This window comes from Bacillus sp. bc15, from assembly GCF_900142585.1.
Classification (GTDB): Bacteria; Bacillota; Bacilli; order Bacillales; family Bacillaceae_G; genus Bacillus_A; species Bacillus_A cereus.
Genome location: NZ_FRBJ01000001.1, coordinates 246,958 through 267,340 on the forward strand (window position 1 = coordinate 246,958; position 20,383 = coordinate 267,340).

A 20,383-nucleotide genomic window follows, 5' to 3' on the forward strand; every position below is an offset into this window, starting at 1 on the left:
GAGAATTATGTCAAAAATTTTAGTTTTAGAAGATGAATTAACAATCCGTAGCTTTATTGTTTTAAATTTAAAACGTGCTGGATTTTATGTAATAGAAGCTACTACTGGAGAAGAAGCGTTACAAATTTTGAGTGAACAAACTGTTGATATAGCACTGCTGGATGTAATGTTACCGGGGATTAATGGTTTAGAAGTTTGTAAGGCTATCAGGAAAGAAAATAAAAAAATGGGTATTATTATGTTAACCGCACGTGTACAAGATGAAGATAAGGTGCAAGGACTAGGAATAGGTGCAGATGATTATATTGCAAAACCGTTTAGTCCAGTAGTATTAACTGCACGTATACAGTCTTTATTAAGAAGAATAGAAGTACATGAAGAAAAAACGAATATTGTTACGTCAGGTCCATTTTCGTTAAATATTATAGAAGAAAGATTGTATAAAGATGGACAATTAGTCGATTTAACACCTACAGAGTATATGATATTACAGTATTTAATGAATCAGGCTTCAAAGCCAGTTTCGCGTGATGAAATTTTAAATATGATTTGGGGAACCAATTACGTAGGTGAGACGAAAGTGGTAGATGTAAATATGAGACGGTTACGTCAAAAGATAGAATGTAATCCATCAGAACCTGAATTTATTCTTACGGTGTGGGGAAAAGGATATGTGTGGAAGGAAAGTATAAGATGAAACGGAAAGTGACTTTATATTTTATGACGGTCATTACACTTATGCTTGTATTATTTGAAGTTGTATTTTCAGTCTCAATTTATCGATACTATTATAATGGTATTGTGCAATATATAGAGTCTCATGCGAAAACGAGTACACGTTTTTTTTCAGAATACAATTCACTATACTTTATTCGGTTACAAGAATATAGTGGTGACATAATTAGTAGCTTTCAATTAGAAGGAACAGAATTACAGTTAATTGATCGTCACGGCTCGGTTATACAATCTTCAAGTGGTGAAAAGATAGAAGGTAAAGTCAATATTCCACAATCATTATTAGAAGGTGAAATGTATAATCAAGTTACTAAGAAAGGTAATAAAAAACAACTAGAGGTGCTAAGCCCACTTATACATCAAGGACAAACTATTGGTGTTTTAAAATATACGACTGTTTTAACAAATGTAAATAAAAAGATTATTGAAATTATTACGTTTACTATTTCTGTAGGTATTGTTATTTCGGGAGTCGTCTTCTTAATTAGTAGACGTTTGGCAAATTCATTTGTTGAGCCAATTGAATCCATTATTCAAGCCTCTTCACAAATTGCAGAAGGCACATTAAAGCAAAAAATTAAAGAAGATTATCCTGGAGAATTAGGTGACTTGGCACATAGCTTAAATTATATGGCCTATAAAATAGATAAGGCTGAGCAGATGAAAAATGAATTCATTGCTTCTATTTCGCACGAAATACGAACGCCTTTAACAGGAATTAAAGGTTGGAGTGAGACGTTAAAAACAGTAGATCATTTAACAGAAGAAGAAATAAAGCAAGGTATGGGCATTATTTCAGGTGAGACAGATAGGTTGATTCATTTAGTAGAAGAATTGTTAGATTTTTCAAGATTACAATCAAATCATTTTAATTTATATAAACAAAAGGTGCAATTGTACGATATACTAGAGGAGACGATTTGGCAATTAACTCCTAAATCGGAAGAGAAGGAAATTCAATTTATTACTACTATAGACCGAATTGAATTGATGGGAGATCGAAATAGGCTAAAGCAAGTTTTCTTGAATATTGTTCAAAATGCAATTAAGTATTCACATAAAAAAAGCACAATACACATTGAAGCGACTAAAATAGAAGGACAAGCAGTGATTAAGGTAAGAGACGAAGGGATTGGAATTGCTAAAGAACATTTACCATATATTGAGCAATCATTTTACCAAATTAATAATCATGCTGCAGGTGCAGGTATTGGTTTAGCTATCGTTAAAAAAATGGTGGAGCTTCATGGCGGTGCGCTTAGTGTTACAAGTAAAGAAGGAATAGGAACAACAATTTTGATAAAACTCCCATTATAATACAAATAAAATCTATTTATATGGTGAAATAAAAATAAATAGATGTATAATTATATTGGGCGATTTATATATAAGATTAATAGGGAGAGGAATTCGATAGAATGGAAAAAGCTTTAAAAATTAAACAAATAGTAGTCGTTTTAATAGCGATTGCCGCAGTAGCTATTGGGTATTACATGTTTCAATCAATTACTTCACCAGCAAAAGCTGTTGCGAAACAAGAAAATGTAGTGCAGCTTGCAAGTGAACAGCCGAAAGTTGAAATGAATAAAACGGCACCAAGTCGTTTTAATGGAAAAGAAAGAAAAGTTGCTTATCTTACATTTGACGATGGGCCAGGGAAATATACGGCTGAATTATTAAATACGCTAAAACAACATGATGCGAAGGCGACGTTCTTTTTAATTGGAGCGAATGTCAAAGAATTTCCTGATTTAGTGAAACGTGAAAATGCTGAGGGTCATTATGTAGGCATGCATAGTATGACACATAATTTCGCAAAGTTATATAAAAATGGCGAGTATGTAAATGAGATGAAAGAAGATCAAGGTTTAATCGCTAATATTATTGGGAAATCACCTAAATTAACACGTCCTCCATATGGTTCGATGCCTGGATTGAATGAAGGTCTTCGAAATAAAGTGGTAGAAAGCGGATTTAAAGTATGGGATTGGACAATTGATTCATCAGATTGGAAATACAATAAAATGCCAGTTGATGCAGCTGCAGCACAAATTGCTCAAAATGTATTAACAAACGCAACAAAACCACAAGAAGTAATTTTAATGCATGATATTCACCCGCAATCAGTTGCTGCTGTGCCAGCAATTTTAAAGGGGCTAAAAGAAAAGGGTTATGAGTTTGAAGCTTATCATGAAGAGAATCACTTCCCAGTGAACCTCTGGCATGATAACCGTATGTAATGGAGGAATGAACGTTGAAGTATGGAAAAGTAGCAGTAGTAGGAGCATTATCAGTAGGACTTTTAACAGGTTGTTTCGGTGAAAAGCCAGAAGAAAATCTATATACAGCTTTTGAAACAGCAGCAACACAAGAAAAATCTTTAGTGGATGAAGCAAAAAAATTAGAGCAGTTAGAGAAACAAGGGCAAGAATTATATGCTCAAATTTTGCAAGAAGGTAAAGATCATAATGAAGCAGTTGTGAAGAAAATAGAGCAAGCTACTGCAAATGTAGATGATCGTGAAAAAGTATTGAAAAGTGAAAAAGAAATGTTAGAAAAAGCACAGAAGGAAACAAAATCTGTTCAAAGTAATATAGAGAAGATTGAAGATAAGAAGTTACAAAAACAAGCAAAAGCAGTAGAAGAGTCGTATAAAAACCGTTATGATGCATTCAAAAAGATGAATGAAAATTACACGAAAGTGTTAGCGACTGAAAAAGAACTGTATGAAAAATTAAAAGTAAAAGAAACGAAATTAAAAGAAATCGGTGAAAAAGTTAAAACTGTTAATGAATTAAATGTGGAAGCACAAAAGTCGAAAGAGCAGTTTAACAAATTTACAAAAGAGTATAATGACAGTAAATTAGCATTCTACAAAGATGCAGAAATTAAGATTAAAGATCAGAAATAAAGAAGAATCTAAAGTGTAATAAAAAGCCGGAGAAACATCGTTATAAATGTTTTTTCGGTTTTTTACGTTAAATGAATAGAAAAGACTGGAATTGATATCATAAAAGAGTTATAGTGAGTTATTCTAAGGGAAACATTGTAAAGTAAGGAGAATGGAAATATGTCATATGAATTTTTACTCAAATTAGGTTTAGCACTCTTTTTAGGATTATTCATCGGGATAGATAGGCAGCTAAAGAATAAACCACTTGGTGTGAAAACAAGTATGGTTATTTCTGTAGCAAGTTGTTTAATTACGATGGTTTCAATTGAATCTGTGCATGTATATTCTGTTCCAGGACATACAAATATGGATCCGATGCGACTGGCCGCTCAAATTGTTAGTGGAATTGGTTTTCTTGGCGCAGGTGTCATTTTACGAAGAAGTAATGATGTTATTTCTGGATTAACAACAGCTTCTATGGTGTGGGCTGCTTCAGCTTTAGGGATTGCAATTGGTGCGGGATTCTATTTACAAGCGACAGTTGCTATGGTTTTAATTATTTTAGCGATTAATGTACTTCCGCAACTTGTGAAAATTGCAGGACCGTATTCATTAAGACAAAAGGATTTATCAATAAAAATTACTGTTAAAGAGCATCATGAGTTAGATGGTATATTTAAGCAAATTAAAAATTTAGGCATGCATGTGAAACGCGTGAAAATTAAAGATATAGATAGTGGAGCATTTCAGCAACTGGAGATGGTTATTTTAGCTCCAGAAGATTTATATACAACAGAGTTATATAGTTCCCTGAAAGAGATTGATCGAGTAGTTTCAGTTGAAGTGGAAAGTAGATAATTGTGATAAAAAAGAGTGAAGTGAATTCACTCTTTTTTATTTGGATTTTTAAGGAATGAAATTGATATAATGATGAGTAACAAGGGGGAGAAATGATGGGAATACATATTAGAAGAGCAATAAAGGATGATATACCAGGTATAGCAAAGGTGCATGTTGATAGTTGGAAAACAACGTATAAAGGGATATTTGCTGACGAAATTCTAGATAATGTAGCATATGAGAAACGAGAAAAACAATGGGAAGATATTTTTCAAAAAGAAGGTAATCATCAATTTAGATTTGTAGCAGAGAATTTAAATGGAGACATAGTTGGATTCGTCGATGGGGGAGTAGAAAGAACTGGTACATATAATTGTGATGGAGAATTATATGCAATCTACCTTTTACAAGAGTATCAAGGAATGAAAATAGAACAAAAGTTATTTCAAGCTTTATTATCGGATTGTATAAACAATGATATGCAATCACTTTTAGTTTGGGTTGTTACGAATAATCCTTCTAAAAAGTTTTATGAAAAATTTAACCCTGAAAAAATTGATACGAAATTTTTAGAGAGAGTAAGGGTAGAAGAAACAGCGTATTGTTGGAGAGATTTGAATTTGTTATACAAAAAGTTATATAGATTTGCTTAAATAATATTATTATGTAAACTTTATGTTTGAAAGAGGTATACCAATTAAGGTATACCTCTTTTGTTTAACCATTTTGGATAGATTACTAATGAAAAATAGTAAGTATGTAGTTTGAAACTGAGTATTTTTTTCTTGTATTTTTAACTAGATTAAAGAAAAGAGAGAAAACAAGAAAAATTAAATCAGATAAAAAAATTCTGAAATATACTCTTGAATTGAATATCATTATCAATTAGAATCATAATTGATAACGACATTCAATTATCGTTTATTATATAAAATTTCGATAGCTTTAATATAAAGAGGAGGACCAACATGCAGCATGCGAAACAAATCGCAGAACATGCAACATTACAAAGCTTTTTAAACTGTTATTTAAGAGAAACAGGGAGTGGAGAATGGATTACAGAGGATGAAAGAATGAAGATTATCTTCAGTAATACGTTGAATAGAGATACAGTCCCCACATATTTATGTTGTCGGCTATCGGCACAGAACGTTACTTTGTATGGAGAAGTTATATATAAATCATCAACAGATCGTCATTTGTTTGGAGAACAATTTTATTATCAAATTGGAGATAGTAATTCTGTTATTAAAGCAGATTACGTTACAGTTATTACATTTTTAATAAAAGAGATGTCTATCAACTACGGAGAAGGGACGAATCCTGCGGAACTTATGCTTCGAGTTATCCGTAGTTGTCAAAATATTGAGGAATTTACAAAAGAGAGAATAGAAGATACGTCCGCATTATACGGTTTCCATACAACTTTTATAGAAGCGGAGCAGTCTTTATTATTTGGGCATTTAACTCATCCTACACCAAAGAGTAGACAGGGGATATTGGATTGGAAAAATGCAATGTATTCTCCAGAATTAAAAGGAGAATGTCAGCTTCATTATTTTCGGGCCCATAAAAGTATAGTAAATGAAAAATCATTATTATCAGATTCTACAACAACGATTATAAAAGAAGAATTAAGTAATGATGAGATGGTTAGTAAGGAATTTATAGAGAAGTACTGTAAGGAAGATCAATATGCATTAATTCCAATTCATCCGCTTCAGGCAGAATGGCTCTTGCATCAAGCTTACGTACAAGATTGGATAGTTCAAGAATTGCTTGAGTATATTGGACCTGTAGGCAAGTATTATATGGCAACATCATCACTAAGGACGCTATATCATCCCGATTCGAAGTATATGCTTAAGTTTTCATTTCCGGTGAAAGTAACGAATTCAATGCGTATTAATAAACTGAAAGAACTTGAGAGTGGTCTTGAAGGGAAGGAAATGTTAAAGACGGCTATTGGTGAAGTACGAGAAAGGTTTCCAGGCTTTGATTTTATTTGTGATCCAGCCTATATTACATTAAATTATGGAACACAAGAATCTGGATTTGAAGTGATTATTCGCGAGAACCCTTTTTATAGTGAACATGCAAACGACGCAACATTAATTGCTGGGCTAGTTCAAGACGCTATACCTGGGGAACGTACGCGGTTATCGAATATTATTCATCGCCTAGCAGATTTAGAAAGTAAAAGCTGTGAAGAAGTAAGCTTAGAGTGGTTTAGACGATATATGAATATTTCTTTAAAGCCAATGGTATGGATGTATTTACAGTATGGTGTTGCATTAGAAGCTCATCAGCAAAATAGCGTTGTTCAACTAAAAGATGGTTATCCGGTCAAATATTATTTCCGTGATAATCAAGGATTTTATTTCTGTAATTCAATGAAAGAGATGCTTAATAATGAATTAGTTGGTATTGGAGAACGTACTGGAAATTTATATGACGACTATATTGTGGATGAGAGATTTCGTTACTACTTAATTTTCAATCATATGTTTGGCCTCATTAATGGTTTTGGCACAGCAGGATTAATTAAGGAGGAAATTCTTCTCTCGGAATTAAGGTCTGTACTTGAATCATTCCTTCCGTATAACCGGGAACCTTCAACATTTTTAAGAGAATTATTGGACGAAGATAAGTTAGCGTGTAAAGCAAATTTACTAACGAGATTTTTCGATGTCGATGAGTTAAGTAATCCATTAGAGCAAGCAATTTATGTGCAAGTACATAATCCGCTCGTTAGAGAAGTGGCTGTTCGTTCATAAATAGCGTTAAAATTTCACGTAATACAAATAATGGTATTTTGTCATAAGGTGGAGGGTTTTATGAGAGTGGACATATATCATACGAAAGTATTGAAGGCGCTCGAATCAGAAGATTACATTTCAGTACGAAGAAGAGTGCTACGTCAATTAGTAGAATCGTTAATTTATGAGGGGATTATTACACCGGTTCGCATAGAAAAAGAAGAACAAATTCTTTTTATAATACAAGGACTTGATGAAGAAGACAAAAGTGTCACGTACAAATGCTATGGCAGGGAACGGATGACATTTGGACGTATTTCGTTAGACTCATTAATAGTAAGAGTCCAAGATGAACAGCAAGAAATACAATCTGTCTCGCAATTTCTAGAAGAAGTTTTTCGGGTTGCTAGTGTAGAACAAGCTAAATTAGATTCTTTTATGCACGAATTAGAACAAACAATATTTAAAGACACGATTGCACAATATGAAAGAAATAATAAGAAAGAATATACTCAAAAATCTTACGATGAGTTTGAAAGCCATTTAATAGACGGCCATCCATATCACCCTAGTTATAAAGCACGTGTTGGATTTCAATATCGTGACAATTTTCAATATGGATATGAATTTATGCAGCCAATAAAACTCATATGGATTGCAGCGCATAAGAATTATGCGACTGTAGGTTATGAGAATGAAGTGATGTATAACGACCTTTTAAAAGAGGAGATTGGCGATCGTAAATTAGAAGAGTTTATGGAACGAATTCGTAATAGGGGATGTTATCCAAAACAGTACGTGTTTATACCTGTTCACCCATGGCAGTGGGAGAATTTCATCATTTCAAATTATGGGGATCATATACAGGGTAATTTTATTATTTATTTAGGAACATCAGAGGACGATTATTGCGCGCAACAGTCATTGAGAACGTTAAGAAATATTACGAGTCCAAAGAAACCGTACGTTAAATTATCGATGAATTTACTCAACACTTCAACACTCCGTACACTGAAACCATACTCTGTTGTGAGTGCACCAGCAATATCAAATTGGTTAAATGATGTTGTAAGTAATGACGCCTATTTAATGGATGAAGCACGTTTAATCTTGTTAAGCGAGTTTTCAAGTGTAACGTATGACACGAATAAGAAAGCTATATATGGTTCATTAGGATGTATTTGGCGCGAAAGCATTCATAAGTATTTAGATGCACAAGAGGATGCAATTCCTTTTAATGGTTTATACGCTAAAGAGAAAGATGGTACACCAATTATTGATGCGTGGTTGAACAAATATGGAATGAAGGATTGGCTACAATTACTTATTCAAAAAGCGATAATACCAGTTATACATCTTGTTGTAGAGCATGGTATCGCACTGGAATCACATGGACAAAATATGATTCTAGTCCATAAAGAAGGGGTGCCTGTTCGTATTGCGTTAAAGGATTTTCATGAAGGGCTTGAGTTTTATCGTCCATATTTGAAAGAAGTTGACAAATGTCCCGACTTTACTAAAATGCATAAAACATATGCGAATGGAAAAATGAATGATTTCTTTGAAATGGATCGCATCGAATGTTTGCAAGAGATGGTGTTAGATGCACTATTCCTGTTTAATTTAGGAGAATTAGCATTCGTACTTGCGGATGAATATGGATTGAAAGAAGAACATTTTTGGATGATGGTTGTTGAAGAAATTGAAAATCATTTAAGAATATATCCACATTTGAAAGGTAGATTTGAAAATATTCAATTATATGCACCTACATTCTATGCTGAACAATTAACGAAACGTCGATTATATATGGATGTGGAATCGCTTGTTCATGAAGTTCCAAATCCATTGTATAGAGTAAGACAACTTATGAAACAAAAATCAGCTGTTACAGGGGGAAATTATGCTAATCGTTAATAAACAAGAGTATAGCAAAAGTGATTTTAATTTGAGATTACAAGTTTATGAGGAAATGGAACAATTTCAAGAAGCAGAAGGAAATAGATTTGCACTTTGTCTGAAAGATCCATTCGATATTATTACGCTTGTGTTTTTCTTAAAAGAAAAGAAATCATCAGTATTACTTATACATGAAGATACGCCAAAAGAAACGGCTATTGAAATGGCAAAGCGTGCAAATTGTGTAGGAGTTTTATATGGAGAATATGGCGATTTTACAAAATTAGAAGTAGGGAACTTTTTACTAGAAGAGCCTTCTTTATTGCAATATAGTTCGGGAACTACGGGAGAACCGAAACTGATTCGTAGAGCATGGACGGAAGTTGATACAGAAATTACTGCCTATAATGAAGCTTTAAACTGTGAAGTAGATGAAGTGCCAATCGTTATGGCTCCTGTTTCACATTCATACGGACTAATATGTGGTACGTTATCAGCAATTACGAGGGGGAGCAAGCCTGTAATCATTACGAACAAAAATCCTAAATTCGCATTAAATATAGCTCGCAATACAGAAAAACATATTATATATGCAGTACCACTTATGTTACACATTATGGGGAGTTTTCCATTAGGAACGTTCCAGTTTCATAAAATTATGACATCAGGATCGCCTTTGCCAGAAGCACTATTTTATAAACTAAAAAAAATGACAACATATATGATGCAGCAATACGGTTGTTCTGAAGCAGGTTGTATTAGTATATGTCATGATATGAAGAGCCATTTAGATTTAGGAAACCCTCTACCTCATGCGAGTATAAGCATAGGTTCAGATGAAAATGCACCGGAAGAAATCGTCGTGAAAATGAATGATAAGGAAATTTTCACGAAAGATTTAGGGTATAAATCTGAGCGTGGCATTCATTTTATGGGGCGTATGGACGATGTAATTAATGTTTCAGGATTAAAAGTCTTTCCTATAGAGGTAGAAGAAACGATGCTTCAATTGGAAGGTGTGCAAGAGGCAATTGTATATCGAGGGAAACATCCTGTGATGGGCGAAATAGTTAAAGCGAAAGTGATCTCTCATGTTGATCCAGTGAAAATAAGAGAATGGTGTATTCAGCACTTACCTTCTTATAAAGTTCCGTATGAAATTGAAAGTGTAAATGAAATTCCTAAAAATAAAACTGGAAAAGTAAGTAGAAAGTTACTAGAGATGGGAGAGGTTACAACATGAGACGGGAAGCGTTAAAGAATGCCGTATTAAAAATTATGATAGAAAAAATGGAACTGAAAAATGTAACGCATTTAGAAGAAACGATGCGCTTAAATCAAGATTTATATATAGATTCGGTAATGATGTTACAGCTTATTGTATACATAGAAATGGATGTAAAGCTATGCGTTCCAGAGGATGAGGTAGATCCAAAGGCATTTCTTACTGTAGGATCTTTGCTTGATTTTATGGAGGAGTTAGAGCCGTTACAGGAAGTAAATGTGAATAACTAACCTTTAGGAAAGTGGATGAGAGTATGACTTCAATTAAAGTGCACTGTTTAGTGAGTTGTTTTTGTGAAATTATAAAAAGGCGTAGCGACATTGATTTTCGTCCATTTTATTTTGGACTATGGGATGGAGATTTTGATATAACAGAAGGCGGAATTATTTCATATCACTCTGAAAACATTAACCATGATCATTATTTACTTTGGTTTGAAAAATTGTACGGTATTAAAGTAAACGAATGGTATGATCATGCAAAAAATAAAGATAGCAATGTAGAAACGTTTTTAGAATTAGTAGAAAACAAGCCGGAAAATCGTTATGTCATTGTAATGGTTGATATGTCTCTATTACCAGAGAGGGAAAATAAATTTCATCAAAAACCGTTTCCACATTATTTAATGATATCAAAAACAGAGAAAGAAGAAGAGTGGTTCATGCTAGATCCTGATTTTCGTTGGGAAGGAAATATGGAAAGAGAAAAAGTACTTCACTCTATTCAAGATAACCCATTTGGTGGAGGTTATTTCATTGATATAGAAGGAATTGGGGAGCCAACGCAAGAAACAGTAGCTAGTTATTTCACAGAAACATTCAAAAAGAACGACAATGAACTGACTATGGAACTGAAAAATTTAATTGTAAAAATGGCAAATGAGGAAGAAGGATATGCGCTTTCTGGACTTGTAGCAGCAGTAAAACAAATACCAGTACTTGCAATTCGTAAATATAGTTATGAGCATGCCTTTGCATACTTCCGTGAAACGTTGCAATATTCGGAGCAAGAATTTGATTATTGGTGTGATCGGGTAGAGGATATTGTACAAGGATTTACAAATGTACAGTATCGTGCAATTAAAATGGCAATGACGAATAATAAAGGTATGCTAGTATCGATTATTGAAAAACTGGATGAAATGAATGCAATTGAACTGCAAATTAAGAAGGAATTAGAGAGACAGTTTCTATCATGGAAAGGTATGAAAACAAATCAGTCTGTCGCAACTTTTTAATAAGCTAACTGAATTTAAGATAGGGGAGTTTAATGCTATGAAATATTCGCTATGTACCATTTCATTTCGTCATCAATTAATTTCATTTACTGATATTGTTCAATTTGCATATGAAAACGGTTTTGAAGGAATTGAATTGTGGGGGACTCATGCACAAAATTTGTATATGCAAGAACGCGAAACGACAGAACGAGAATTGACTTTTCTAAAGGATAAAAACTTAGAAATTACGATGATAAGTGATTACTTAGATATATCATTATCAGCAGATTTTGAAAAAACGATAGAGAAAAGTGAACAACTTGTAGTACTAGCTAATTGGTTTAATACGAATAAAATTCGCACGTTTGCTGGGCAAAAAGGGAGCAAGGACTTCTCGGAACAAGAGAGAAAAGAGTATGTGAAGCGAATACGTAAGATTTGTGATGTGTTTGCTCAGCACAATATGTATGTGCTGTTAGAAACACATCCCAATACACTAACGGACACATTGCCTTCTACTATAGAACTATTAGAAGAAGTAAATCATCCGAATTTAAAAATAAATCTTGATTTTCTTCATATATGGGAGTCTGGCGCAGATCCAATAGACAGTTTCCATCGATTAAAGCCGTGGACGCTACATTACCATTTTAAGAATATATCTTCAGCGGATTATTTGCATGTGTTTGAACCTAATAATGTATATGCTGCAGCAGGAAGTCGTATAGGTATGGTTCCGTTATTTGAAGGTATTGTAAATTATGATGAGATTATTCAGGAAGTGAGAGGTACGGATCTTTTTGCTTCCTTAGAATGGTTTGGACATAATTCAAAAGAGATATTAAAAGAAGAAATGAAAGTATTAATAAATAGAAAATTAGAAGTAGTAACTTCGTAATGTGAAATGATGTGAGAGTCTCGTTTTAGAGGCTCTTTTTTTACGGTAAAAAATAACCAAAAATTTCCATGTATTTTAATTTGAATTTAACACAATTTATATATAAATAAGGAGGTGATTGGTAATGGCTAGAAATCGTAATTCTAATCAATTAGCATCACATGGAGCACAAGCAGCTTTAGATCAAATGAAATATGAAATTGCACAAGAGTTTGGTGTACAACTTGGCGCTGATACTTCTTCACGTGCAAACGGTTCTGTAGGCGGTGAAATTACAAAACGCCTTGTAGCGATGGCAGAACAACAACTTGGTGGCGGATATACTCGCTAAATGTATAAGGTTATAGGAGAAAGGAAGGATTCTTCCTTTCTTTTTTTTTCAATTAATTGGTATGGATATATTGTGAACTGGATTCAAAGAATAGGAATAATACTATAATTTCCCCAATTTCTTTTGTTGTGAATGGGAAGTAGTAAAGATGTAATAGCCCTGGTGGAATGAAAAGTTACGTTCCAGCGGGGCTATTATATGGTAAGAAATATATGATGAAAGGTTTCGAAGCCAACATGTTAAAAAAAGAAAACTGTTGTTTAATTGCGCTTGCATCAGTTCCACTTGTTATGACATTAGGGAATTCAATGCTCATCCCAATTCTGCCGACTATTGAAAAGAAATTACATATTTCATCGTTTCAAGTATCCATGATTATTACAATTTACTCTATCGTAGCCATTCTACTTATACCGATTGCTGGTTATTTATCAGATAGATGGGGACGAAAGATGGTAATGGTTCCGAGTTTGCTGATTGCAGCTATAGGAGGAGCGATAACTGGTTGGGTATCTTGGAAAGTTGATAATCCCTACAATTGGATATTGATTGGTAGAGCGATTCAAGGTATTGGTGCTGCTGGTGCAATGCCAGTTGTTATACCGTGTGTTGGTGATTTATACAAAGACGAAAAACAAGTTAGTACAGGTTTAGGAATCATAGAAACATCCAATACATTTGGGAAAGTGCTGAGCCCTATTTTAGGGTCTGCTCTTGCAGCCGTTGTATGGTTCTTACCGTTTTGGGCGATTCCAGTTTTATGCGTAGTATCAATTGTTTTATTACTTGTTCTAGTAAAGGCAAAGAAACAAGAAGGAGAAGTACCACCACTTAAAGAGTTTATAAAATCTATTCTGTCTACGTTTCGAGAAAAAGGAAGATGGTTAATTGCCATTTTTGCATTAGGTGCAATTATTATGCTTATTTTATTCGGAATTCTCTTTTATTTGTCGACTATACTGGAATCAAAGTATGACATTCATGGTATATGGAAAGGGTGTGTGCTTGCTATCCCGTTACTTGTACTGTCACTTAGTTCATATATGGCCGGTAAAAAAATTGGAGATAATCAAAATGTTATGAAGAAGTGTATTTATATTGGTTTTTTAATGGCAGCTGCATCAGTCATCGTTCCTTTATTTATAAAAGGGATTTATTTACTACTTCTTTGTCTCGTTATTATGGGGATAGGAATTGGTATGGCACTCCCATGTTTAGATGCCCTCATTACACAAGGAATTGAAAAGGAGCAAAGGGGAACAGTTACGTCATTTTACAGTTCAATGCGATTTATCGGTGTAGCAGCTGGACCACCTTTATATTCTTTTTTCATGAAAGGGGCGGACCATGAAGTGTTTTATTTGACAAGTATTTTCGCTGCCATTGGTGCTGTCATAGCAATCATTTGGATTAAACCAGCAAAGGATGCAAAGGCGGTAAAACAGAAACCGGAACCTACTTCATAATTTGTAAGAGAATTGCATGATGTTTTGAGTAACATGCAATTCTCTTTCGTTCATTAAGAATAAATAACTTGTTTTAACATATAAAGTGCGACACCCCATATGATGAGACCAGAAAATTTATTTAATAATAAAATTGTCTTTCCGGTCGAGTCTAGTCTTTTTAGAAATTTCCCCGCTAAAGCTAAGCTTATAAACCAAATCCAAGAAACGATAATAGTTGCAAGTGTAAAAGCCCATTTTTCACTTCCTATGTATTGAATAGAATTTGTTCCAATTACACCGATTGTGTCTAAAATTGCATGTGGATTTAATAACGAAACGGATGCTGCGAAAAGGATTTGCTTTTTTAAGGGCATACTTTTTTCTTGTTTTACATCGTTGGAAGGGTTACTTCTCCAAATAACAAAGCCCATGTATAGGAGAAAGAAAAATCCAATTATATATAACGAGTTAGTTAGCCAAGAAAAAGTAAGGAGTACAAGGGAGACACCTTGCACTGCAATCAATATGAGTAACGTATCACATATAGAGGCAGTTAATACTACGGGAGCTGTCCTCCAAATGTTTGGTTGGCTCGCACCTTGGTTAAAGACAAAAACATTTTGTACACCTAATGGAATGATAAGTCCAAATGCAAGAATGATACCATGAATAATTGCTTCACTCATCATATTACCTCCTATTTTAATTCATTATGATAGTGTATATTGTATAGAAGAAATGAAAATTTGTATCCATCCATATGGTTGGGGAGGTTACCAACCAAAAAGAATATAAGGTGATATAATGGGAAGATTCGTTTGGAAACCGAATATGTCTCTAGCGACTCCGCTGTATAAACAAATAGAAACTTATATAAAAGAAAGGATCGTTAATGGAGAATGGACCGTTGGAACGAAATTACCTTCACAAAGAGAGTTGGCACATACATTTGGTGTGAATCGAAGCACAATTGTAATGGCTTTCGATGAACTAGTTGCAAAGGGATACATAGAAGGGAATGGCAGGAAAGGAACAATTGTTGTAAATAATAATGAGAATGCTTCAACTTACGCACCCCCGCCTAATTGGCAGTCTTATGTAGAAACAGGACTTCATTATCCGAATCTCCCAGCTATTCAGGAGATTAATCAAGCTGAATTTTATCCACATGTAATTCGATTAGGAACAGGTGAGCTCGCGCCGAGTCTCTTACCTGAGAAAAAGATGAAAGAAATTATGAATAAGCTTTTAAAGTCAAATGTGACGCTTGGGTATGAAGAGCCGAAAGGAAATTTTTATTTAAGGGAAAAGATTTCCGAATACTTAAAGGGGCATGGTGTATATGTATCTCCTGACTCTATATTAATTGTTTCAGGAGCAATTCAAGCGCTGCAACTTATCTCTATGGGGCTTCTTCCAAAAGGGGCATCCATCTTATTAGAAAAACCATCCTATTTATATTCGCTTAATGTTTTTCAATCCGCAGGAATGCGTTTCATTGGAATACCAATGGATGAGAACGGTTTAAATACATCATATATTACAAAATATAAGAAGCAATTTAATGCATCTATTTTATATACAATCCCGTCTTTTCATAATCCAACGAACTTTAGTATGAATGCGAAGAGACGAATAGAAGTGATGGAAATATGTAATGAAATTGGATTACCTATTATAGAGGACGCAGTGTATCAAGACTTATGGTTTGATGCACCTTGTTCGAAACCTTTAAAAGCCTATGATAAAAATGGAATCGTACTACATATTGGAAGCATGTCCAAAGTAATTAGTCCAGGGTTAAGAATTGGATGGATTGTTGGACCTGAGCCAGTAATTCAAAGATTGTCAGACATAAAAATGCAAACAGATTATGGTTCAAGCACTATATCCCAGCAAATTGCAGCAGAGTGGTTTACAAATGGTCTATATGATGAGCATTTGCGCTTTGTAAGAAGTGAATTGAAAAAACGAAGAGATTTTATGTTACTAATGTTAGATAAATATCTTCGTGAAATAGCAACTTGGCATGAACCAACAGGGGGATTTTATATATGGGTACATATAAAAGTACCCATTTCATATCGCAGTTTATTTGATAAAGCTCTGCAAGAAAAGGTTTTATTAAACCCAGGTACTTTATATGATAGAAGTGCAAATCAATTTTTGCGCCTATCGTATTCATACGCAACGTTAGAAGAAATTGAAATAGGTATAAAAAAACTTGCACAACTAATGAAAAAGTAAGAGGAGAAAGTAATGAAACAATATGTAATTTGCCAAATGATCAATGGAGAAAAATATTTAGCTGCTTATGCGGAGACGCAGCAAGAAGCAATTGAAAAAGCAGAACTGTTAGGATTAAGAACGGGAAATCGTTACATAGTTATTACTGCAGAAGAAGCCGAAGGGTTATCGTACCCTTAAACAATGTACGAGATTGTATAGGAAGTAAATAAGTCTAGTAATATAAGAAATTACTAGGCTTATTTACTATTAATTTGTCAAACGTTTTTGTATGCAAAATAATAATATTATGAGTCAAGTTGACGAAAAAATCGATTTGTCTTTCGGTCTTGATTTCCTTTTCTATATTCATCAATATATTGCCTAAAGTTCCAAGCTTGTAAAAATTTATTAGCAGAGTTATAACCAGAATTGTAAAGCCATTCTTTTTCTTCCTTTGTCAGTTCAAAATTAGTACTTGTAATCGTTCCTGTTGGAATTGTAATGGTTCTTGCTTTTGATTCGTTATCTAAATGACGTAAATCGTGAGCTTGCATCATTGTTTTAAATAGTCCTTTGAACATAGAAATAGGCTCGTTATAGTGAGCAGGGTCAGCTTGAATCTCATCTTTTACAAAATGAAATCCGAAAGTCGGCCAGCGAGGAGCGGTAGGTGAATCGAAGATCCAAATTGGATAATTACTTAGAATTCCTCCATCAACCATATAACAAGGCTGCTTCCATTTTGGAGTTCTCCATTTTACGGGTTCAAAGAAGAAGGGGATTGTACTACTCATTCTTACCGCTTTAGCGATAGAGAAGCGATAATTTAAAAATCCGTAGTTTGGTAAGTCGTCAGGAAAGACAACCATTTTACCATTACTGATATCAGAGGTGATAATTTTGAGTTTGTTTAGATCTGGTAAATCAGTAAATAAATGAACCCCTTTTTTTCGAAGTAATTCTTCAATCCATTCTTCTATAAATACATTAGAGTATATACCTAGAGTAGTCCATGCACTGAGTCCCTTACCGATAAAAGGAATTCTATCAATAAAAGTTCTTTTCGTAAATTTATTATAATCAATATCAGTTATAATCGTTTTTAACTCTGAACAAGAATATCCTGCCGCTAGGAGCGCTGCAATAATCGAACCAGCCGATGTACCAGCTACACGTTCCCATTCATAACCTTTTTCGGCTAACGCGCAAATTGCCCCAACATGCGCAATACCGCGCACACCGCCTCCTTCAAAAACACCATCAATCTTCATTAAACATACTTCCTTTCAAATAAAAGATTTGGAAATGGAAAAAAAGCACGTATTGTACGTGCTTTTTTTCAATAGTTTTTAAGTTTACTAGCAGCCTACAAAGCCGCCCCAACAGCTAGCTCCGATGATGATTAGAAGGATGAATAAAACGATTAATAAAGCGAAACCTCCGTAACCACAACCACCACAGCTACCGCCGTAACCGTAACCGCCGCAACTATATCCGTAACCCATGTGGAATTCCTCCTTATATTAAAAATAAAAATGAACGAGGGGAAAATGTACTGGAAGAACTAAAGAACTATCGTGTTTGTAGGAACAATGTATAGTATGCTTTTTTAAACTTGTTCGCGTACGAAGGATAAGCCCGTTTTTTGGAGGCTTGTTGATTTTGTAAAGAATGAAGTATAATCTTTGTACTATGATATAAATAAGTATGTAAATGTAAGGAGAATTTATGAATAAAAAAATTGAAGTGTTAATTGATAAATATGAACTAACACACTTGAAAGAGGAACTTATTAATACTGTATTTCCTTGTATAAAAGTTGTGCCAAAGCAGCAGGAAACTGTTGCGATAGGTAGTTCGAAAATGGGAGGAGTTCCTGATCTACCAGCTTTATTTGAATATCCAAAGCATAAAGGAAATCCACTACAATTTATCGCGCAATTTAACTTAAGTGATTTACAAAATGTTGGTATGGATCACAATCTTCCTAAGACGGGGATGCTGTATTTCTTTTGCATTGAAAATTATTTTGAAGAAAATGTGAATCTAACAGAGGCTGGGCGTGTACTTTATTATGATGTTCCTGTAGAGCAATTACGAAGAGAAAATGAAATACAAGCGAAATATAACCAGTGTGCAATTACTTTTGAACTGACATACAAATTACCAGAACTTTTCATTGAAGATGAGGCTGATTCAGATCGTTTCTTGCAATTACTTGAAGAGCTAATTCCAGATAACTATGATAACCATCAAATGTTTGGTGAGCCATTCTCTGTACAAGAAGAAGTGTTATATGAGACAGGAGAATATATGGGAGTAGACCCGCAGCAAATGACTCTTTTATTCCAAATTGATTCAGATCATAAAAATTGTAATATGGTTTGGGGAGAACTAGGGATGCTATATTTCTGTATTAGTAATGAAGATTTGAAAAATCAACGTTTTGAAAATACATGCTGTGTATTACAAACATGCTAATGAAAAAAGGTTGTTCTTTTAAAAAGAACAACCTTTTTATGTGAATTAGTTAATATGCATAATCTCATATGACCTATACGAAAAAGTATTGTATACTCTGAAACTATACGATACTTTTTCGTATAGTTATAGAATATAAGGAGTGACAAGATGGGAAAGACAATTAAGTATGTGACAGCTGCCGCACTTTGTTCAACTATAGTAATGGGAGGCTTACAAGCGTCATCTGTATCTTATGCAGCTACAAATCCGAATACGGTGACAGCACAATCAGATGTAAAGTTATTAGATGATTTCAGAAAAGAATTAAAAAAACAGATTGATAATCGAGAAGAAAATATTACAATCACATATAAAACAAAAGATAGAAATGCTAGAAATATTATGGATCAATTGTATGGTGAGTTTAATAAAATTGTAGATGCTGATGAGTATGTAAAATATAATGTAGCGTCTACTAGATATTCTATTAAAGGAATGCCAGGGGACTATACGTTTACACTGCAAGTAAAATACCGTGAATCAAAAGAACAAACTCAATATGTAAAAGCTCAGGCAAAATCAATTGTTGGATCAATTGTAAAACCAGGGATGGATGAGCATGAGAAAGTAAAAGCTATTCACGATTACGTTGTGAAGCATGTGTCTTATGATACGTCTTATCAAGCGTATACAGCATATGAAGCATTAGCGAATCGTTCTGCCGTTTGCCAAGGATATACATTATTAACGTATGAGTTGTTAAAAGAGGCAGGTATTCAAAATCATATTGTAACAGGCACAGGAAATGGACAAGCTCACGCGTGGAATTTAGTGAACATTGAAAACAAATGGTATCACCTAGATACTACATTTGATGATCCAGTACCAGATAAAGCAGGGCGTGTAACTTACTCATATTTTAATATGTCTGACGAACAGTTAAGTAAAGATCATGAATGGGATCGTAGCAAATATCCAGCGGCAACTACAAGTTATTTTGGTGAATTAACAAATAAAATAAAAGCTGGTAGCTCAAAAACTATTGTATATGAGCAGATGTTAAAAGAAACAAATTTACAATACTTATCTGCAGAATACGGAGCAGAAAATTATAATGAATTTAAGCAAAAGTTGCAGCAACAGTTTGCAGGCAAACCAGAAAAAGTAGAAGTACGATATAAGCAGTCCATGGATGGAACGATGCAAGATATAAAGAAAGTATTAAATGAAATAAATTGGCCAAAAGGTGCAAAGCGTGTGTCTTATCAAGTAGCACCTTATAGTGCACTGGCGGGTTATTCATTGGCGACAATTACATTTACGTATTAAGCAATGAGAAAGAGCATCTGTAAAAGATGCTCTTTTTATATTTGTTGATCACTTT

The 20,383-nt window shown here is 33.9% G+C and carries 21 protein-coding genes; 18 read left to right on the forward strand and 3 right to left on the reverse strand.

Translation table 11 applies throughout. The features are described from left to right. Window positions 1-7 precede the first annotated feature (7 nt). The 14 genes from BUA87_RS01240 to BUA87_RS01305 all read left to right on the forward strand — a co-directional run bounded on the left by BUA87_RS01240 (window position 8) and on the right by BUA87_RS01305 (window position 14,325). Complete coding sequence (locus BUA87_RS01240) at window positions 8-697, forward strand: response regulator transcription factor (RefSeq protein ID WP_000036074.1); 690 nt, start codon at window positions 8-10, stop codon at window positions 695-697. Beyond that, window positions 694-2,052: a sensor histidine kinase gene (locus tag BUA87_RS01245; protein WP_000824526.1), complete on the forward strand. Its 1,359-nt coding sequence runs from the start codon at window positions 694-696 to the stop codon at window positions 2,050-2,052. Before BUA87_RS01240 ends, BUA87_RS01245 begins: the two co-directional genes overlap by 4 nt. Window positions 2,053-2,153: 101 nt before the next feature. Next, window positions 2,154-2,975: a peptidoglycan-N-acetylglucosamine deacetylase gene (locus BUA87_RS01250; protein ID WP_061661212.1), complete on the forward strand. Its 822-nt coding sequence runs from the start codon at window positions 2,154-2,156 to the stop codon at window positions 2,973-2,975. A gap of 14 nt (window positions 2,976-2,989) precedes the next feature. Next, window positions 2,990-3,646 (forward strand): YkyA family protein, encoded by a 657-nt coding sequence (locus BUA87_RS01255; RefSeq protein WP_000873563.1) that lies wholly within the window; start codon window positions 2,990-2,992, stop codon window positions 3,644-3,646. Window positions 3,647-3,805: 159 nt separating this feature from the next. Continuing rightward, window positions 3,806-4,486, forward strand: a complete 681-nt coding sequence (locus tag BUA87_RS01260) for an MgtC/SapB family protein (protein ID WP_000119510.1) — start codon at window positions 3,806-3,808, stop codon at window positions 4,484-4,486. A gap of 92 nt (window positions 4,487-4,578) precedes the next feature. Further along, window positions 4,579-5,121 (forward strand): GNAT family N-acetyltransferase, encoded by a 543-nt coding sequence (locus BUA87_RS01265; protein ID WP_072938232.1) that lies wholly within the window; start codon window positions 4,579-4,581, stop codon window positions 5,119-5,121. Between the two features lie 315 nt (window positions 5,122-5,436). Continuing rightward, window positions 5,437-7,245 carry an IucA/IucC family protein gene (locus BUA87_RS01270; protein WP_001163337.1) on the forward strand — a complete coding sequence of 603 codons (1,809 nt, stop codon included), beginning with the start codon at window positions 5,437-5,439 and terminating at the stop codon, window positions 7,243-7,245. Between the two features lie 60 nt (window positions 7,246-7,305). After that, window positions 7,306-9,144: an IucA/IucC family protein gene (locus BUA87_RS01275; RefSeq protein WP_071714408.1), complete on the forward strand. Its 1,839-nt coding sequence runs from the start codon at window positions 7,306-7,308 to the stop codon at window positions 9,142-9,144. Next, window positions 9,131-10,369 carry an AMP-binding protein gene (locus BUA87_RS01280; protein ID WP_071714407.1) on the forward strand — a complete coding sequence of 413 codons (1,239 nt, stop codon included), beginning with the start codon at window positions 9,131-9,133 and terminating at the stop codon, window positions 10,367-10,369. The genes BUA87_RS01275 and BUA87_RS01280 overlap by 14 nt, the downstream gene beginning before the upstream one ends. After that, window positions 10,366-10,641 carry a petrobactin biosynthesis protein AsbD gene (asbD, locus tag BUA87_RS01285; protein WP_001250560.1) on the forward strand — a complete coding sequence of 92 codons (276 nt, stop codon included), beginning with the start codon at window positions 10,366-10,368 and terminating at the stop codon, window positions 10,639-10,641. Before BUA87_RS01280 ends, asbD begins: the two co-directional genes overlap by 4 nt. A gap of 23 nt (window positions 10,642-10,664) precedes the next feature. Beyond that, a complete protein-coding gene (locus BUA87_RS01290) occupies window positions 10,665-11,648 on the forward strand; it encodes a DUF6005 family protein (protein ID WP_061661207.1) in 984 nt (327 codons plus the stop codon). A gap of 37 nt (window positions 11,649-11,685) precedes the next feature. Further along, window positions 11,686-12,528, forward strand: coding sequence for a sugar phosphate isomerase/epimerase family protein (locus BUA87_RS01295; protein WP_061661206.1), 843 nt, complete (start codon window positions 11,686-11,688; stop codon window positions 12,526-12,528). Window positions 12,529-12,652: 124 nt separating this feature from the next. Next, window positions 12,653-12,859 (forward strand): alpha/beta-type small acid-soluble spore protein, encoded by a 207-nt coding sequence (locus tag BUA87_RS01300; protein WP_000113545.1) that lies wholly within the window; start codon window positions 12,653-12,655, stop codon window positions 12,857-12,859. Between the two features lie 236 nt (window positions 12,860-13,095). Beyond that, window positions 13,096-14,325 (forward strand): bacillibactin exporter BcbE, encoded by a 1,230-nt coding sequence (locus BUA87_RS01305; RefSeq protein ID WP_033667500.1) that lies wholly within the window; start codon window positions 13,096-13,098, stop codon window positions 14,323-14,325. A 53-nt stretch (window positions 14,326-14,378) separates the two neighbouring features. Here BUA87_RS01305 and BUA87_RS01310 read toward each other — a convergent pair whose 3' ends face one another. After that, window positions 14,379-14,993, reverse strand: a complete 615-nt coding sequence (locus BUA87_RS01310; protein ID WP_001287316.1) for a LysE/ArgO family amino acid transporter — start codon at window positions 14,991-14,993, stop codon at window positions 14,379-14,381. Window positions 14,994-15,111: 118 nt separating this feature from the next. Between BUA87_RS01310 and BUA87_RS01315 the strand changes: the two genes are divergently transcribed. Continuing rightward, window positions 15,112-16,554: an aminotransferase-like domain-containing protein gene (locus BUA87_RS01315; RefSeq protein WP_000532401.1), complete on the forward strand. Its 1,443-nt coding sequence runs from the start codon at window positions 15,112-15,114 to the stop codon at window positions 16,552-16,554. Window positions 16,555-16,566: 12 nt separating this feature from the next. Beyond that, window positions 16,567-16,734: a DUF3933 family protein gene (locus BUA87_RS01320; RefSeq protein ID WP_000816390.1), complete on the forward strand. Its 168-nt coding sequence runs from the start codon at window positions 16,567-16,569 to the stop codon at window positions 16,732-16,734. Window positions 16,735-16,841: 107 nt separating this feature from the next. Here BUA87_RS01320 and BUA87_RS01325 read toward each other — a convergent pair whose 3' ends face one another. After that, window positions 16,842-17,807, reverse strand: a complete 966-nt coding sequence (locus BUA87_RS01325; protein WP_000686810.1) for a patatin-like phospholipase family protein — start codon at window positions 17,805-17,807, stop codon at window positions 16,842-16,844. A gap of 87 nt (window positions 17,808-17,894) precedes the next feature. Then, the gene (locus tag BUA87_RS01330; protein ID WP_000540425.1) at window positions 17,895-18,041 is read right to left on the reverse strand and encodes a YjcZ family sporulation protein; all 147 of its coding nucleotides are present in this window, start codon (window positions 18,039-18,041) and stop codon (window positions 17,895-17,897) included. Between the two features lie 223 nt (window positions 18,042-18,264). Between BUA87_RS01330 and BUA87_RS01335 the strand changes: the two genes are divergently transcribed. Together BUA87_RS01335 and BUA87_RS01340 are read left to right on the forward strand one after the other, a co-directional pair. Beyond that, the gene (locus BUA87_RS01335) at window positions 18,265-19,017 is read left to right on the forward strand and encodes a YwqG family protein (protein ID WP_001034838.1); all 753 of its coding nucleotides are present in this window, start codon (window positions 18,265-18,267) and stop codon (window positions 19,015-19,017) included. A 150-nt stretch (window positions 19,018-19,167) separates the two neighbouring features. Continuing rightward, window positions 19,168-20,328, forward strand: coding sequence for a transglutaminase domain-containing protein (locus BUA87_RS01340; protein ID WP_000520634.1), 1,161 nt, complete (start codon window positions 19,168-19,170; stop codon window positions 20,326-20,328). Window positions 20,329-20,383 lie beyond the last annotated feature (55 nt).